This is a genomic window from Kitasatospora sp. CM 4170, from assembly GCF_032110285.1.
Classification (GTDB): Bacteria; Actinomycetota; Actinomycetes; order Streptomycetales; family Streptomycetaceae; genus Kitasatospora; species Kitasatospora aburaviensis.
This window is the reverse complement of record NZ_CP134877.1, coordinates 1674136-1689774: the sequence shown is the minus strand read 5'-3', so window position 1 is coordinate 1689774 and position 15639 is coordinate 1674136. Positions and strand designations below refer to the sequence as shown.

The window sequence follows — 15639 nt, the reverse complement described above, 5'->3', positions numbered from 1 at the left end:
CTCACCCGACCACCCTGCCCCGTCGGTGTTTCCGGCGGACACCGAGGCCGTTTCCGCCGACGAACAGCGGCTCCGCGAACTGGGCTACACCCAGGAGCTGGCCCGCTCGATGTCGGGCTTCTCCAACTTCGCCGTCTCCTTCTCCATCGTCTCGATCCTCTCCGGCTGCCTCACCCTGTACGGGACGGGGATGAACAACGGCGGCCCCGCGATGATCATCTGGGGCTGGCCGGTGGTCGGCCTGCTCACGCTCTGCGTCGGGCTGGCCATGGCCGAGATCTGCTCCAGCTACCCCACCGCCGGCGGGCTCTACTACTGGTCCGCCAAACTGGCCCGCAGCCGCGGACCGGCCTGGAGCTGGTTCACCGGCTGGTTCAACTTCCTCGGCCAGGTCGCCGTCACCGCCGGCGTCGACTACGGCGCGGCGTTCTTCACCAACGCCTTCCTCTCGCTCCAGTTCGGCTTCGAGGCGACCCCCGCGCACACCGTGGAGATCTTCGCCGCGATCCTGCTGATCCACGGCCTGCTCAACACCCGGGGCGTGAAGCTCGTCGCCCTCCTCAACAACGTCTCCGTCTGGTGGCACCTGGTCGGCGTCGCCGTCATCGTCGGCGCGCTCGCCCTGCTCCCGGAACGGCACGCCTCCGCCTCCTTCGTGTTCACCGAGTTCGTCGACAACACCGGCTTCCACAACCAGCTCTACGTGGCCATGCTCGGCCTGCTGCTCGCCCAGTACACCCTCACCGGCTACGACGCCTCCGCGCACATGACCGAGGAGACCCACGACGCCGCCCGCTCCGGCCCGCGCGGCATCGTCAACGCCATCACCGTCTCCCTGGCGGCCGGCTGGATCCTGCTGCTCGGCCTCACCTTCGCGATCCGCGACTACGACGGCGCCCTCGCCAGCGACACCGGCGTCGCCCCCGCGCAGATCTTCATCGACGCCATCGGCACCGGCGGCGCGGAGTTCCTGCTGCTGATCGTGATCGGCGCCCAGTTCTTCTGCGGGATGGCCTCCGTCACCGCCAACTCCCGCATGATCTACGCCTTCTCCCGCGACGGCGCGCTGCCCGGCTCCGCCCTCTGGCACCGCATCGACCCGCGCACCCAGACCCCGACGAACGCGGTCTGGCTGGCCACCGGCGGCGCCCTGCTGCTCGGCCTGCCCGCGCTCTGGAACACCACCGCCTACACCGCCGTCACCTCGATCTCGGTGATCGGCCTGTACATCTCCTACGTCATCCCGGTCTACCTCCGGCTGCGGCAGGGCGACGCCTTCCCTCGCGGCCCCTGGCACCTGGGCCGCTGGAGCCGCCCGATCGGCGCGATCGCCGTCGGCTGGACGGCGTTCATCAGCATCGTGTTCATGCTCCCCACCGTCAGCCCGATCACCGCCGAGTCCTTCAACTACACCCCCGTCGCCGTCCTGGCGGTGGTCGGCTTCGCCGGCCTCTGGTGGCTGGCCTCGGCCCGGCACTGGTTCACCGGCCCGATCCTCACCGCCCCCGCCGCCGACGCGGCACCGCCCGGACCCACCGCACCGGACCCCGAGATGGAGACCCGTTGAACAGCGCCCGGCTCACCCTCGACGAGCTGCGCACCCGCGTGGCCGACGGCTCCGTCGACACCGTCGTCCTGGCCATGACCGACATGCAGGGCCGCCTCCAGGGCAAGCGCGTCGCCGCCGAGTACTTCCTCACCGACGTCGTCCCCAACGCCGCCGAGGGCTGCGGCTACCTGCTCGCCGTCGACGTCGACATGAACACCGTCGACGGCTACGAGGTCTCCTCCTGGGAGAGCGGCTACGGCGACCTGGTGCTCCGCCCCGACCTCGACACCCTGCGCGCGGTGCCCTGGCACCCCGCCACCGCGATGGTCCAGTGCGACGTCGCCCACCACGACGGCCGACCGGTCGCCGTCTCCCCGCGGCAGGTCCTGCGGCGCCAGCTGGAGCGGCTCGCCGCCCGCGGCTGGCACGCCTTCGCCGCCACCGAGCTGGAGTTCATCGTCTTCCGGGACAGCTACGAGCAGGCCTGGGACAAGGACTACCACCGGCTCACCCCGGCCAACCAGTACAACGTCGACTACTCCATCCTCGGCACCGGGCGGATCGAGCCGCTGCTGCGCAAGCTGCGCAACGGCATGGCCGGCGCCGGCCTCACCGTCGAGTCCGCCAAGGGCGAGTGCAACCTCGGCCAGCACGAGATCGCCTTCAAGTACGCCGACGCCCTCACCACCTGCGACGACCACTCCGTCTACAAGACCGGCGCCAAGGAGATCGCCTCCCAGGAGGGCTGCAGCCTCACCTTCATGGCGAAGTACGACGAGCGCGAGGGCAACTCCTGCCACGTCCACCTGAGCCTGCGCGACGCCGAGGGAGCACCGGTGTTCGCCGGCGACCGGCCGCACGGCTTCTCCCGCACCATGGAGCACTTCCTGGCCGGCCAGCTCGCCTGCCTGGCCGACTTCGCGCTGCTGCTCGCCCCCACCGTCAACTCCTACAAGCGCTACGTCCCCGGCAGCTTCGCGCCCACCGCCATCGCCTGGGGCCGCGACAACCGCACCTGCGCGCTGCGGGTGGTCGGCCACGGCCCCTCGCTGCGCTTCGAGAACCGCGTCCCCGGCGGCGACGTCAACCCCTACCTCGCGATCGCCGCCCTGATCGCGGCCGGCCTGCACGGCGTCGAGCAGCAGCTCGAACTCGAACCGGAGTTCACCGGGAACGCCTACGCCTCCGACGCGCCCCGGGTGCCCGCCACGCTGCGCGACGCGGTCGACGCCTTCGAACGCAGCGCCGCCGCGACCGAGGCCTTCGGCAAGGACGTGGTCCGCCACTACGCCCACGCCGGACGGACCGAACTCGCGGCCTACGACCGGGCGGTGACCGACTGGGAGCGTCGTCGCGGATTCGAGCGGCTCTGAGGGAGGCTCCACCCATGACCCGCGAACCGCACCCGATCCGCGAACCGCACCGCCGCCCCCTGATCGGCATCACCAGCTACCAGGACGAGGCCGCCTGGTCCGTCTGGCGCCAGCGCGCCTCCCTGCTCCCGCAGACCTACGTCGACGCCGTCGTCAGGGCCGGCGGCACCCCCGTCCTGTTGCCGCCCCAGCCCGGCGGCGCGGAGCACCTGGTCGATGCGCTGGACGGGCTCGTCCTGGCCGGCGGCCCGGACGTCGACCCGGCCCGCTACGGCGCCGCCGCCGACCCGCGCACCGGCCCGCCCCACCCCGCCCGCGACGACTGGGAGGACCGGCTGCTGCACGCCGCGCTCGCCCGCGACCTGCCCCTGCTCGGCGTCTGCCGCGGCATGCAGCTGCTCAACGTCGCCCTCGGCGGCACCCTGCTCCAGCACCTGCCGGAGCGGAGCCACCAGATCGTCCCGGCCGGCTTCGTCCGCCACCCGGTCGCGGTCGAGGACGGCAGTCGGCTCGCCGGCGTCCTCGGCGGCGCCACCGACGTCTCCTGCTACCACCACCAGGCCGTCGACCGGATCGGCCGCGGACTCCAGGTGACCGCCCGGAGTGCCGATGGAACCGTCGAGGCGCTCGAACTACCCGGCCACCGCTTCGTGCTGGGCGTCCAGTGGCACCCCGAGACCGACCCCGACGACGACCGCCTGTTCCACGCGTTCCTGACCGCCAGCCAGCCCAGGGAGACCACCCGATGACCGAACCGGACCTCTACGAGGTCGTCAACCCCGCCACCGAGGAGGTGATCACCACCGTCGAACTGGCCGGACTCGCCGAGACCGACGCCGCCGTCGCCCGCGCCCGCGCCGCCTTCGACACCTGGCGCCGGGTCGCCCCCGCCGACCGGGCCCGGCTGCTGCGCGCCTTCGCCGCCGCCGTCGACGCCGACCGCGAGCACCTCGCCGCCCTGGAGGTCGCCAACGCGGGCCACACCATCGGCAACGCCCGCTGGGAGGCCGGCAACGCCCGCGACGTCATCGAGTACTACGCGGCCGCCCCCGAACGGCTCTTCGGCCGCCAGATCCCGGTGGCCGGCGGCCTCGACGTCACCTTCCAGGAACCGCTCGGCGTGGTCGGCGTCATCGTGCCGTGGAACTTCCCGATGCCGATCGCCGCCTGGGCCCTCGCCCCCGCCCTCGCCGCCGGCAACACCGTGATCGTCAAGCCGGCCGAGCTCACCCCGCTCACCGCGCTGCGCCTCGGCGAACTCGCCCTGCAGGCGGGCATCCCGGAGGGCGTGCTGCAGATCCTGCCCGGCCGCGGCACCGTGGTCGGACAGCGCTTCGTCAGCCACCCGGACGTGCACAAGGTGGTGTTCACCGGCTCCACCCGGGTCGGCAAGGAGATCATGGCCGGCTGTGCCGCCCGGGTGAAGCCGGTCACCCTCGAACTCGGCGGCAAGAGCGCCAACATCGTCTTCGCCGACGCCGACCTCGCCAAGGCCGCCGCCACCGCCCCCTACGCGGTCTTCGACAACGCCGGCCAGGACTGCTGCGCCCGCTCCCGGATCCTGGTCGAGGCCTCCGTCCACGACGAGTTCATGGCGCTGCTGGAGCCCGCCGTCCGCGGGGTGCGGGTCGGCGACCCGGCCGACGAGAAGACCGAGATGGGCCCGCTGATCTCCGCCGCCCACCGGGCCAGGGTCGCCTCCTACGTCCCCGACGCCGCGGCCGTCGCCTTCCGCGGCACCGCGCCGGACGGGCCCGGCTTCTGGTACCCGCCGACCGTGCTGGCCCCGGTGCGCCACGACGACCGGGCCTTCACCGAGGAGATCTTCGGCCCGGTGGTCGCCGTCGTCCCGTTCCGCGACGAGGAGGACGCCGTGCGCATCGCCAACGCCACCGAGTACGGCCTCTCCGGCTCGATCTGGACCCGCGACGTGGGCCGCGCCCTGCGGGTCTCCCGCGCGGTCGAGGCCGGCAACCTCTCCGTCAACTCGCACTCCTCGGTGCGCTACACCACCCCGTTCGGCGGCTTCAAGCAGTCCGGCCTCGGCCGCGAGCTCGGCCCGGACGCGCTCGACGCCTTCACCCAGACCAAGAACGTCTTCATCTCCACGGAGGAGTGATCAGCATGACCAAGCGACTCGACGGCCGGGTGGCCGTCATCACCGGCGCGGGCAGCGGCATCGGCCTGGCCACCGCCCGCCGGTTCGCCCAGGAGGGCGCCAAGGTGGTCTGCGCCGACCTCGACCCGGAGACCGGCGCCAAGGCCGCGAACGAGGTGGGCGGCCTCTTCGTGGAGGTCGACGTCACCGACGAACGGGCCGTGGAGGCCCTCTTCCAGAAGGCCGTCGACACCTACGGCCGGGTGGACATCGCCTTCAACAACGCCGGCATCTCCCCGCCGGACGACGACTCCATCCTCACCACCGGCCTGGACGCCTGGAAGCGCGTCCAGGAGGTCAACCTGACCTCGGTCTACCTCTGCTGCAAGTACGCGATCCCGCACATGCAGCGCCAGGGCAAGGGCTCGATCATCAACACCGCGTCCTTCGTGGCCGTGATGGGCGCCGCCACCTCGCAGATCTCCTACAGCGCCTCCAAGGGCGGCGTGCTGGCGATGTCGCGCGAGCTGGGCGTGCAGTTCGCCCGCGAGGGCATCCGGGTCAACGCGCTCTGCCCCGGCCCGGTGAACACCCCGCTGCTCCAGGAGCTGTTCGCCAAGGACCCGGAGCGGGCCGCCCGCCGCCTGGTGCACATCCCGCTCGGCCGGTTCGCCGAGCCGGAGGAGATCGCCGCCGCGGTGGCGTTCCTCGCCTCCGACGACTCCTCCTTCATGACCGCCAACACCTTCCTGGTGGACGGCGGCATCTCGGGCGCGTACGTCACCCCGCAGTAGCCGGGAGCCGGCGCGGCGGCCGGGCGGACCCTCGGGACCGCCCGGCCGCCGCCGTGCGCGGAGGCGCGGTGGGGATCCCGGCGATCCCGCCGGGCGGGACAGCTGCATCCGGCGTGTTGCGGACGGTCGCAGCGCTAGCCTGGGGACGGAAACACCCCAGTACGGCAGGGGACGGCCGGGGCCCGGCGCCCCGGAGGTTCCACCCGCTCGAGTTCTAGAACACCGTGATCCGCCTGGTACGGAAGGATTCCCATGTCTGAGAACCACGATGCAAAGGTCGTAGCGGCGGAGGAGGCCGGCGGCTGCCCGGTCGTGCACGGGCGCGCCCCGCACCCGACCCAGGGCGGTGGGAACACCCAGTGGTGGCCGGAGCGGCTCAATCTGAAGATCCTCGCCAAGAATCCCGCCGTGGCCAATCCGCTCGGAGAGTCGTTCGACTACGCCGAAGCCTTCCGCGGCCTCGATCTGCCGACCGTGAAGCGGGACATCGAGGAGGCGCTCACCACCTCCCACGACTGGTGGCCGGCCGACTACGGTCACTACGGCCCGTTCGTCATCCGCATGGCGTGGCACAGCGCCGGCACCTACCGGATCAGCGACGGCCGCGGCGGCGCCGGGGCGGGCCAGCAGCGCTTCGCCCCGATCGACAGCTGGCCGGACAACGCCAACCTCGACAAGGCCCGCCGCCTGCTCTGGCCGGTGAAGAAGAAGTACGGCCGCAGCCTCTCCTGGGCCGACCTGATGATCCTGGCCGGCAACGTCGCCCTGGAGTCGATGGGCTTCCGGACCTTCGGCTTCGGCGGCGGCCGGGCGGACACCTGGGAGCCGGAGGAGGACGTCTACTGGGGCCCGGAGACCACCTGGCTGGGCGACGAGCGCTACACCGGCGACCGCGAGCTGGAGAACCCGCTGGGCGCGGTCCAGATGGGCCTGATCTACGTCAACCCGGAGGGCCCGAACGGCACCCCGGACCCGCTGGCCGCGGCCCGCGACATCCGCGAGACCTTCCGCCGGATGGCGATGAACGACGAGGAGACCGTCGCCCTGATCGCCGGCGGCCACACCTTCGGCAAGACCCACGGGGCGGGACCGGCGGACAACGTCGGCGCCGAGCCGGAGGCCGCGCCGCTGGAGCAGCAGGGCCTCGGCTGGAAGAGCACCTTCCGTACCGGCAAGGGCGGCGACGCGATCACCAGCGGCCTGGAGGGCGCCTGGACGCCCACCCCGGTGACCTGGGACAACAGCTTCTTCGAGACGCTGTTCGGCTACGAGTGGGAGCTGACCAGGAGCCCCGCCGGGGCGTACCAGTGGAAGCCGAAGGACGGCGCCGGCGCCGGCACCGTGCCCGACGCCCACGACCCGGCCGCCAGCCACGCCCCGACCATGCTCACGACCGACCTCTCGCTCCGCCTGGACCCGGTCTACGAGCCGATCTCGCGGCGCTTCCTGGAGAACCCCGAGGAGCTGGCGGACGCGTTCGCCCGGGCCTGGTTCAAGCTCACCCACCGCGACATGGGCCCGGTCGTGCGCTACCTCGGCCCCGAGGTCCCGACCGAGCAGCTGCTCTGGCAGGACCCGCTGCCGCCGGTGACCCACCCGCTGGTCGACGCCGCGGACGTCACCGCGCTCAAGGCGAGGGTGCTCGACTCCGGCCTGGCGGTCGCCGACCTGGTCTCCGCCGCGTGGGCCGCGGCCTCCTCGTTCCGCGGCAGCGACAAGCGTGGCGGTGCCAACGGCGGGCGGATCCGCCTGCAGCCGCAGAGCGGCTGGGAGGTCAACGACCCCGACCGGCTGGCGGGCGTGCTGCGCACCCTGGACGGCATCCGGACGTCCTTCAACGCGGACCAGACCGGCGGCAAGCAGGTCTCCTTCGCCGACCTGGTCGTCCTCGCGGGCTGCGCGGCGGTCGAGCGGGCGGCGCGCGACGCCGGCTTCTCCGTCGAGGTCCCGTTCGCTCCGGGCCGGGCGGACGCCTCCCAGGAGCAGACCGACGTGGAGTCCTTCGCCGCGCTGGAGCCGGGCTCCGACGGGTTCCGCAACTACGTGGCCAAGGGCAGCCGGCTGCCGGCCGAGTTCCTGCTGATCGACCGGGCCAACCTGCTGACCCTGAGCGCCCCGGAGATGACCGTCCTGGTCGGCGGCCTGCGCGTGCTGGGCGCCAACCACCAGCAGTCGTCGGTCGGCGTGCTGACCGCCACCCCCGGTGCCCTGACCAACGACTTCTTCGCCAACCTGCTCGACCTGGGCACGACCTGGACGCCCACCTCCGAGGACGCCACCGCGTTCGAGGGCCGCGACGCCGCCACCGGCGAGCTGAAGTGGACCGGCAGCCGGGTCGACCTGCTCTTCGGCTCCAACTCCGAGCTGCGGGCCGTCGCCGAGGTCTACGCGAGCGACGACGCGAAGGAGAAGTTCGTGACGGACTTCGTCGCGGCCTGGGACAAGGTGATGAACCTCGACCGGTTCGACCTCCGCTGACCGGCTGACCGGCTGACCCGCGTGGCCGGGCCGACCCCACCCGGGCCGGCCCGCCCGTGCGAGCCCCGGACCGCCCGCCGCACGTCCGACTGCCGCGCCCCCGGATCTCCTCCGGGGGCGCGGCAGTCCGCGTTGCGACGGGGCCGGCGGGTCAGTCCTCCTCGACGGTCTCGAACGCGTCGGGCTCGGGGGTGGCGAGCCCGCCGAGGTCGCGGACCTTCTCGCGGAACGCGTCGGCGCTCATCGCCGCCCGGTGGGACTCCGCGTCGGTCCAGCGCGCCGTCTCGACGAAGACCTCCGGCCGGCGGAGCGAGCGGTAGAGGGTGTGGCTGAGGAAGCCGGGCTGGGCGCTCATGTGCTCGGTGATGCCGGTGAGGACCTTGCGGAAGGCCTCGACGTCGCCGTGCACGGTGAGCCGGTTGATGACGGTGATCATGTCCTGTCTCCAGTGGGTCGGTCCGGGCGGGCCGCGCCGGTGGCCCGGCGCAGGTTGCGGCGGAGGATCTTGCCGTTCGGTGAGCGGGGGATGCGGTCGACCGCGTCCAGGTACCGGATGTGCTGGTAGTAGGGCAGCCGGTCGTTGACGAAGGCGGCCAGCTCGTCGAGCGAGGGGCCGCCGCCCTCGTCCGGGGTGAGCACGACGAAGGCGTGCGCCACCGCTCCGGTCGCCGGCTCCGGGTGGTCGACGACGGCGCAGTCCAGGACGGCCGGGTGGCGGATCAGCACCTCCTCGATCTCGGTCGGGGAGACCAGCCAGTTCTCGTGCTTGAAGACGTCCTTGAGCCGGTCGACCAGGAACAGGTGGCCGTCCTCCGTCTGGTAGCCGATGTCCCCGGTGGAGAACCAGCCGTCGGCGTCGGTGGCCGGGCCGTCGGCGTGCAGGTAGCCGGCCATCAGCTGGGGGCCGCGGACCTGGACCTCGCCGCGCTCCCCGGCGGGCAGCGGGGCCCGGGTCTCCACGTCCACCACCCGGCACCCGGTCCCCGGGACGGGGCGGCCGACCGAGCCGGGGCGCGGATCGCCGGGCCGCTCGCAGTGGGTGAGCGGCGAGGTCTCGGCGAGTCCGTAGCCCTGCACCACCGGGATGCCGAACTGCTCGCCGAGCACCCGGGCCTGGGCCGGCAGCAGCGCCGATCCGCCGGACAGCACCGCGCGGACGGTGTCCAGCCGGAGCTCGCCCAGCCCCGGGTCGGCGGCCAGGGCCGCCAGCCGGACCGGCAGGCTGTAGAGGTGGGTGGCCCGGTTCCGGTTGGCCGCCGCGACGGCCGCGGTGGGCGCGGAGTCGGGGCAGAGCACCTGCGTCGCCGCGGCGTGGACGGCCGAGTTGAGGTGCATCGGGTGGAACAGCGGCAGGTGGTTGAGGGTGACGCTGTCGCCGTCCAGGCCGTGCACGGCGGCGATCTGCGCCGCGTTGACGACCAGGTTGCGGTGCGTCAGCCGGACGGCCTTCGGATCGCCGGTGGTGCCGCTGGTGAACTGGATGCACGCCACCGCGTCTAGGTCGGGCGCCGGTCCGCGCTCGCCCGGTGGCAGCAGCCCGGTCGGCAGCCGCTCGGCGGTGATCACCCCGCCCAGCTTCGGCAGCCGCGGGCGCAGCCGCTCCAGCCGTTCGGCGACCTGCGGCGGGGCGACCACCGCGGCCACCTCCGCGGTGCCCAGGGCGTGCACCATCGCGTCGTCGCCCATCAGCGGGTTGACGACGGCCACCGTGTGGCCGGCCCGGACGGCGCCGTAGTAGGCGACCACGAACGGCACGTCGAGGGCGGCCACCACGCCCACCACCGCGCCGGTCCCGCCGACCGCCGCGGTGAGGGCGCCGGCCGCGGTGTCCACCTCGGCGTCGAGGTCGGCGTAGGTGGTGTCGCCGAACGGGGTGCGCAGGGCGACCCGGTCGGGGGCCTCGGCGGCGGCCCGGCGCAGCAGGCCGTCGAGCGGGAGCTCGGGCACCAGGCCGGGGACGAGTCCGGTGTCGGTGTCGGGGGCGGTGTCAGGCACGGGCCGCACGGAGGCGCTCCTCGGCGAACTGCTGCGCGTAGCGCAGGGTCTGCAGGCTGTTGGTGCTGAGCACCCGGCGCAGGTAGGCGCGGGCGTCGGCGACCGTGGTGCCCTCGCCGAGCAGGTGGAGGGCGGAGGGCTTGATGGTGGCGGTGTGCCGGGCCCGGGCGATGACGCCCTCGGGCGTCTCCTCGAAGACCCAGTGGCCGGTGTGGCCGTCCAGCAGGGCGGGGAGGTTGATCTGCTTGTAGATGATCTTGTTGATCTCGGGCAGGCAGACCCGGACCGACCGGGTGGTGTGCTCGCTCCCGTCCGGGGTGTGGGTGTGCATGTCGAAGAACTGCACGCCCGGGACCTCCTCGGTCATGTCGAGCTTGGTGACGTGCGGGACGCGCTCGGGCCACTTGTCCGCGGCGTACAGGAACTCGTAGACGTCCTCCAGCCGGCCGCCGATGAACAGCGGGTCCTCGAAGGAGATGACCCGGGGCTCCAGGTCGTCCCACTGCTCGGCGCTCTCGCGCAGCGACTCCAGCTGGGCCGGGGCGCGCTCCTCGTGCTCGGCCGTGATGCGGGCGGCCGCCCCGGGGTCGTCGCCGGCGGTGCTGAAGGTGTGGACGAGCTCCACCGCGGTGGCGCCCTCGCCGTGCGGGGTGAACGTCCAGGTGGCGGTGGCCGACGCGAGCGGGGCCGGCGGCGCCACCTGCTCCAGGGCGATCCGCAGCCCGGCGCGGTCGAGCCGGCGGCGGGCGTCCCAGGAGTGCACGCCGGTGCCGCCGGTCAGCGCCCAGCGGCGGACCAGCTCGGCGCCGTCGGAGTCCCGCTCGACGATCTCGCCGTGCACGGCGGGGCCGAAGTGCTGCACCCAGGCGGCGAGGTCCGCCGTCAGGTCGAAGCAGAGCTCGGCCGGCGCCTGGACGATCGCGTTGTGCCGGACGGTGTGCGTGGTCGACATGCTGTTTCCTCTCTCAACGGGGGAGCTCGACGGGGAGCTCGGCGGGCCGGAGCCCAGGGCTGACGGAGCGCCGGTGGCGCTTCGGGGTGAAGGCGGGGTCGGTCGGGGCGCTGGGGCCGGACGGGCGCCGGATCAGCGGCCGCCGGAGACGTCGACGACGGCGCCGGTGATGTTGCCGTTCGCCTCCGAGCAGAGGAAGGCGACGGTGCGGGCCACGTCCTCGGGGGCGCTGAGCCGCCCGGTCGGGGTACGCAGCCGCTCCCGCTCGCGGACCTCGGCCGGCAGGTCGGCGAGGACGCCGTCGGTCCGGGTCAGACCGGGGCTGACCACGTTGACCAGGACGCCGTCCGGCCCGGCGTCCCAGGCGAGGCTGCGGGCGAAGCCGTGCAGGGCTGCCTTGCCCGCGGCGTAGAACTCCTGCCCGGGCGCGCCGTCCCGGACGAGGTGGGAGGAGACCAGCGCCACCCGGCCCCAGCCGCGGGCGCGCATCCCGGGGAGCGCCAGCTGCACCGTGCGCAGGGTCTGCTCCAGGTTGTCCCGCAGCAGCGGCTGCCACTCCGCGGCCGGCACCTCCTCGGTGCGGCTGCCCGGCGGCCGCCGCCGGCCGCGCCGGAGCGCGTTGGCCACCAGGACGTCGACGCCGCCCCACCGCCGCTCCACCGCGGCGAACGCCGCGGCGACGGAGTCCGGGTCGCCCAGGTCGTACGGCACGGCGAGGGCCCGGCCGGCCGCGGCGCCGAGCTCCTCGGCGAGGGCCCGGGCCCTCGCCCCGCCGGTGCGGTAGGTGACCGCCACCCGGGCGCCCTCGGCGGCGAACGCCCGTGCGGTGTGCCGGCCGATGCCGGCGGAGGCGCCGGTGACCAGGACGGTCCGGCCGGTGAGCCCGAGGTCCACGGTCACACCTCCCGCGCGGCGCGGCGCCGGCCGCGCAGCACGTCGAGGGCGGCGGCGAGGCCGGCCGGGGTGAGGCGGTCGCCGCGGGCGCAGAGGTAGCCGTCCGGCCTGACCAGCAGCCAGCCGCCGGGCGGCAGGCCGAGGTCGGCGCGGAGCGCACCGCCAGGGTCGGGCAGCGCGCCCGGGCCGTCGCCGGCGACGGTGCGCACCGACAGCCAGTCGCCGTGCTCCGCGCGGGCCGCCGCGGCGGCCTCGGCCGCGTCCGCGGGGCCGGCGGCCACCAGCAGGCTGGGCCGCAGCTCGCGCAGCTCGTCGAGCAGGGCGCTCCAGCCGGGGCCGTCCGCCCGCTCCGCGGTGACCTGGCTCAGCCGGCTGCCGGCGCGCGGTCCGGCGGCCTCCGCCGGGCGGCGGTCGGGCACGGTGAGCGGGCTGTCGGCGTAGTCCAGCGCCAGGGCGGACATCGAGCCGATGATCTTCCGCTCGATCCGGCCGCGCAGCGGTGCGAAGGTGCGGACGAGGGCGAACACCACGGGCAGGGCGGCGCCGGCGGCGGAGTTGCGCAGCTGCACCAGGCGGGTGGCCTTGCGGGTGGAGCCGAGCAGCGCCCGGCCGACCGGCACCCGCTCGGCCGAGTAGCTGTCGAGCAGGGCGGTGTCCGCGTGGCCGTGCTCGACCAGGGCGAGCTTCCAGGCGAGGTTGTAGGCGTCCTGGAGGCCGGTGTTGAGGCCCTGGCCCGAGGCGGGGCTGTGCACGTGGGCGGCGTCCCCGGCGAGCAGGCAGCGGCCGCTGCGCATGGCCGGGATCATCCGCTGCTGGATGGTGAAGACCGACACCCAGCTGGGCCGGTGGACGGTGACGGGCCGGCCGAGCCCGCGGCGCAGCTTGCCGGCGAACCGCTCGGCGACGTCCCGCGGGTCGCCCTCGTAGGAGGTGTCGGCGGTGTCCAGCAGCCGCCACTTGCCCTCCTGCGGGAAGGGGATGGCCATGACCGTGCCGCTGCCGACCTTGATCCAGTGGATGCTGTTCTGCGGCAGGTCCACGTCGACCTCGGCGTCGGCGATCAGCCAGGTCTCGGTGGAGTCGCCGATCAGCGGCAGCCCGAGCAGCCGGCGGACGGTGCTGTGCCCGCCGTCGCAGCCCACCAGCCAGCCGACGGTGGCGCGTTCGGGGCCGGCCGGGCCGCTCAGTTCGACGGTGACGCCGTCCTCGTGCTGCTCGAAGCCGTCCAGCCGCACCCCCCACTCGATCTCCACGCCCTGTTTGGCGACGGCCTGGCGCAGCACGTCCTCGGTGGCGGCCTGGTCGATCATCAGGGTCATCGGGTACCGGGTCGGCACCCGCGAGTAGTCCGGGCCCAGCACGGCCAGCCGGCGGCCGTCGCGATGCATGGTGAAGCGCTGGATCACCCGGCCGCGCGGCATCATGTCGGCCAGCACGCCCTGCTGGTCGTACACCTCCAGCGACCGGGCGTGCGTCGCCATCGCCCGGCTGGTGGCGGCGGGGCCGTCGGCCGCGTCGACCAGCCGCACCGGCACGCCGCGCCGGGCCAGTTCGAGCGCGGTCGCCAGGCCGACCGGGCCGGCGCCCGCGATCAGTACCCGCGGCCCGTCCGGCGGCGCCGCCGGGCCCTTCTCCGCCGTCGTCATGTCCGCCTCCTGGCAGTCTCGGTGGGGCCGGCCGGTCCGGTGGGGTCCGGGGCGGGACCGGCGGGGGAGCCGGCCGCACGGGCGGCCGGGGCGAGCGGGAGCAGCCCGGCGCGGCGCGCCTCGGCGAGCGTCGGGGCGAGGCGGTCGCGGTCGGAGAGCAGCCGGCCCGGGGTGTCCGGCCACGGCAGGGCCAGCTCCGGGTCGAGCGGGTGGACCGCCCGCTCCAGCTCCGGCCGGTAGGGCGCGGAGCAGAGGTAGAGCACCGTGGCGTCCTCGGTGAGCGCGGTGAAGCCGTGCCCCAGCCCCGGGGCGAGCTGGACGGCCCGCCAGTGGCCGGGTCCGAGCCGGACGGAGTCCCAGCGGCCGAAGGTGGGCGAGCCGACCCGGAGGTCGACCACGACGTCCAGCACCTCGCCGGCCACGCAGGTGACGTACCGGGCCTGCCCGGGCGGGGTGCCGACGTAGTGGATGCCGCGGACCACGCCCCGGCGGGAGACCGAGAGGCCGGCCAGCGCCACCGGCATCGGCCCGTCCCGGCCGACCGGCCGCTCCACCGAGTACAGCTCCGCGAAGGCGCCGCGCTCGTCGTGGTGCGGCCGCAGGGTGACCTCCCACGCCCCCTCCACCGCTAACGGACGCATGCCGCACGCTCCTTCCGCACCAGCTCCGCCAGGACCGGGACGACCTCCGCGGGCGCGGGCAGTCCGGCGATCTCCCCGGCCAGTCCGGCCGCGGCCGTCCGCGCCGCCGGGTCCGCCAGCAGCGCCCGCACGCCGTCCGCGACGCCCGCCGCGTCGGCCCGCTCGGGCGGCAGCCAGCGGCCCGCGCCGAGCCCCGCCAGCCGCTCCGCGTACGCGGTGGTGTCGGACAGGTAGAACGGCAGGACCAGTTGCGGCAGGCCGTGCACCAGGGCCGTCATCGCGGTGCCCGGGCCGCCGTGGTGGACCACCAGGTCGCAGGCCGGCAGCACGGTGTCCAGCGGGAGCCAGCCGGCCGCGCGCACCGAAGCGGGCAGCGCTCCGGTGTGCGGGGCGGCGCCGGTCGCCAGCACCGTCTCCACGCCCGCCGCGTCCAGGGCGGCCGGCAGCGCGGCCAGCAGGTCGGCCCTGGCGGTCGGCGCCATCGAGCCCAGCGTCACGCAGACCCGGGGCCGCTCGCGCGGCTCGCGGAGCCAGGACGGCACCCGGGCCGGCCCGTTGTACGGGACGTAGCGGATCCGGTGGACCGGCCCGGCCGGCCCGGCCGGGAGCTGCAGCCGCGCCGGGCACGGGTCCAGCCGCAGCCGCGGCGCCGGCAGCCCGGGCAGCCCCAGCGCGGCCAGCTCCGGCGCGAGCTCCTGCTCCGCCGCCTCGGCGTAGAGCCCGGAGAGCCGCAGCCCCCAGCCGTGCTCCACCCAGGGCAGCCCGAGCCGTGCGGCGGCCAACCGGCCCGCGTACTCGGTCGGTTCACTGACCACCAGGTCCGGGTGCCACCGCTCGGCGACCCGCAGCGTCCGCTCCAGGACGTGTGCGGCCAGCCGACCGAAGCCGCGCCCGCTGCGCCGCACCCGCCCCTGCGGGTCGGCGGGCCGGGCGGCCGGCGTGCCGTCCCGCTCGAAGCCGATCATCCCGCCCATCGACACCGCGCCGGCGCTGGCGACCGCGGGCAGGCCCGCCTCGCCCGCCACCCCGGCGAATTCCCCGGGCGCCGCCAGCAGGACTTCGTGGCCCGCCGCCCGCAGTGCCCAGGAAAGGGGCACGAGCGGCAGGACATGCCCGTACAGGGGCGCCGTCGTGAGCAGAATCCTCATGCGCCCCACGATGGCAGAGCGGGGCCGCCCGGAATAGGCCGGAAGCCGCTCCTCGATTCAGGGTCGAGCCG

Annotated in this window: 13 protein-coding genes; 6 read left to right on the top strand and 7 right to left on the bottom strand. The window is 74.6% G+C overall.

Features of this window, described 5'->3' with window-relative positions; genetic code table 11:
- Window positions 1-109 precede the first annotated feature (109 nt).
- From RMN57_RS06805 to katG, 6 genes are all read left to right on the top strand, one after another.
- On the top strand, window positions 110-1567 hold the full coding sequence (locus RMN57_RS06805) for an amino acid permease (protein ID WP_313767733.1): 1458 nt from the start codon (window positions 110-112) through the stop codon (window positions 1565-1567).
- Window positions 1564-2922 (top strand): glutamine synthetase family protein, encoded by a 1359-nt coding sequence (locus RMN57_RS06800; protein WP_313762466.1) that lies wholly within the window; start codon window positions 1564-1566, stop codon window positions 2920-2922. The genes RMN57_RS06805 and RMN57_RS06800 overlap by 4 nt, the downstream gene beginning before the upstream one ends.
- A 14-nt stretch (window positions 2923-2936) precedes the next feature.
- Complete coding sequence (locus RMN57_RS06795; protein ID WP_313762465.1) at window positions 2937-3671, top strand: gamma-glutamyl-gamma-aminobutyrate hydrolase family protein; 735 nt, start codon at window positions 2937-2939, stop codon at window positions 3669-3671.
- Window positions 3668-5041, top strand: a complete 1374-nt coding sequence (locus tag RMN57_RS06790) for an aldehyde dehydrogenase family protein (protein WP_313762464.1) — start codon at window positions 3668-3670, stop codon at window positions 5039-5041. The genes RMN57_RS06795 and RMN57_RS06790 overlap by 4 nt, the downstream gene beginning before the upstream one ends.
- A 5-nt stretch (window positions 5042-5046) precedes the next feature.
- Entirely contained in the window at window positions 5047-5814 is a 768-nt protein-coding gene (locus RMN57_RS06785) for a 3-oxoacyl-ACP reductase (RefSeq protein WP_313762463.1), read from the top strand.
- 252 nt (window positions 5815-6066) lie between these two features.
- A complete protein-coding gene (gene katG, locus RMN57_RS06780; protein WP_313762462.1) occupies window positions 6067-8292 on the top strand; it encodes a catalase/peroxidase HPI in 2226 nt (741 codons plus the stop codon).
- A gap of 151 nt (window positions 8293-8443) precedes the next feature.
- On the opposite strand, the gene RMN57_RS06775 is transcribed toward katG, so the two are convergent.
- The 7 genes from RMN57_RS06775 to RMN57_RS06745 form a co-directional block, all read right to left on the bottom strand.
- On the bottom strand, window positions 8444-8728 hold the full coding sequence (locus tag RMN57_RS06775) for an antibiotic biosynthesis monooxygenase (RefSeq protein WP_238862046.1): 285 nt from the start codon (window positions 8726-8728) through the stop codon (window positions 8444-8446).
- Window positions 8725-10296 (bottom strand): AMP-binding protein, encoded by a 1572-nt coding sequence (locus tag RMN57_RS06770; protein WP_313762461.1) that lies wholly within the window; start codon window positions 10294-10296, stop codon window positions 8725-8727. The genes RMN57_RS06775 and RMN57_RS06770 overlap by 4 nt, the downstream gene beginning before the upstream one ends.
- Entirely contained in the window at window positions 10280-11239 is a 960-nt protein-coding gene (locus RMN57_RS06765; RefSeq protein ID WP_313762460.1) for an aromatase/cyclase, read from the bottom strand. Before RMN57_RS06765 ends, RMN57_RS06770 begins: the two co-directional genes overlap by 17 nt.
- Before the next feature lie 132 nt (window positions 11240-11371).
- Window positions 11372-12133: an SDR family oxidoreductase gene (locus RMN57_RS06760; RefSeq protein ID WP_313762459.1), complete on the bottom strand. Its 762-nt coding sequence runs from the start codon at window positions 12131-12133 to the stop codon at window positions 11372-11374.
- 2 nt (window positions 12134-12135) lie between these two features.
- The gene (locus RMN57_RS06755) at window positions 12136-13779 is read right to left on the bottom strand and encodes an FAD-dependent oxidoreductase (protein WP_313762458.1); all 1644 of its coding nucleotides are present in this window, start codon (window positions 13777-13779) and stop codon (window positions 12136-12138) included.
- Window positions 13776-14420 (bottom strand): dTDP-4-dehydrorhamnose 3,5-epimerase family protein, encoded by a 645-nt coding sequence (locus RMN57_RS06750; protein ID WP_313762457.1) that lies wholly within the window; start codon window positions 14418-14420, stop codon window positions 13776-13778. The genes RMN57_RS06755 and RMN57_RS06750 overlap by 4 nt, the downstream gene beginning before the upstream one ends.
- Window positions 14408-15568, bottom strand: coding sequence for a nucleotide disphospho-sugar-binding domain-containing protein (locus tag RMN57_RS06745; RefSeq protein ID WP_313762456.1), 1161 nt, complete (start codon window positions 15566-15568; stop codon window positions 14408-14410). Before RMN57_RS06745 ends, RMN57_RS06750 begins: the two co-directional genes overlap by 13 nt.
- Window positions 15569-15639 lie beyond the last annotated feature (71 nt).

Bases quoted from the DNA above. Each gene is read 5' to 3' on its own strand.
- RMN57_RS06795 (WP_313762465.1), top strand. From the start codon at position 2,937: ATGACCCGCGAACCGCACCCGATCCGCGAACCGCACCGCCGCCCCCTG.
- RMN57_RS06745 (WP_313762456.1), bottom strand. From the start codon at position 15,568: ATGAGGATTCTGCTCACGACGGCGCCCCTGTACGGGCATGTCCTGCCG.
- RMN57_RS06775 (WP_238862046.1), bottom strand. From the start codon at position 8,728: ATGATCACCGTCATCAACCGGCTCACCGTGCACGGCGACGTCGAGGCC.
- RMN57_RS06790 (WP_313762464.1), top strand. From the start codon at position 3,668: ATGACCGAACCGGACCTCTACGAGGTCGTCAACCCCGCCACCGAGGAG.
- katG (WP_313762462.1), top strand. From the start codon at position 6,067: ATGTCTGAGAACCACGATGCAAAGGTCGTAGCGGCGGAGGAGGCCGGC.
- RMN57_RS06750 (WP_313762457.1), bottom strand. From the start codon at position 14,420: ATGCGTCCGTTAGCGGTGGAGGGGGCGTGGGAGGTCACCCTGCGGCCG.
- RMN57_RS06755 (WP_313762458.1), bottom strand. From the start codon at position 13,779: ATGACGACGGCGGAGAAGGGCCCGGCGGCGCCGCCGGACGGGCCGCGG.
- RMN57_RS06805 (WP_313767733.1), top strand. From the start codon at position 110: ATGTCGGGCTTCTCCAACTTCGCCGTCTCCTTCTCCATCGTCTCGATC.
- RMN57_RS06765 (WP_313762460.1), bottom strand. From the start codon at position 11,239: ATGTCGACCACGCACACCGTCCGGCACAACGCGATCGTCCAGGCGCCG.
- RMN57_RS06785 (WP_313762463.1), top strand. From the start codon at position 5,047: ATGACCAAGCGACTCGACGGCCGGGTGGCCGTCATCACCGGCGCGGGC.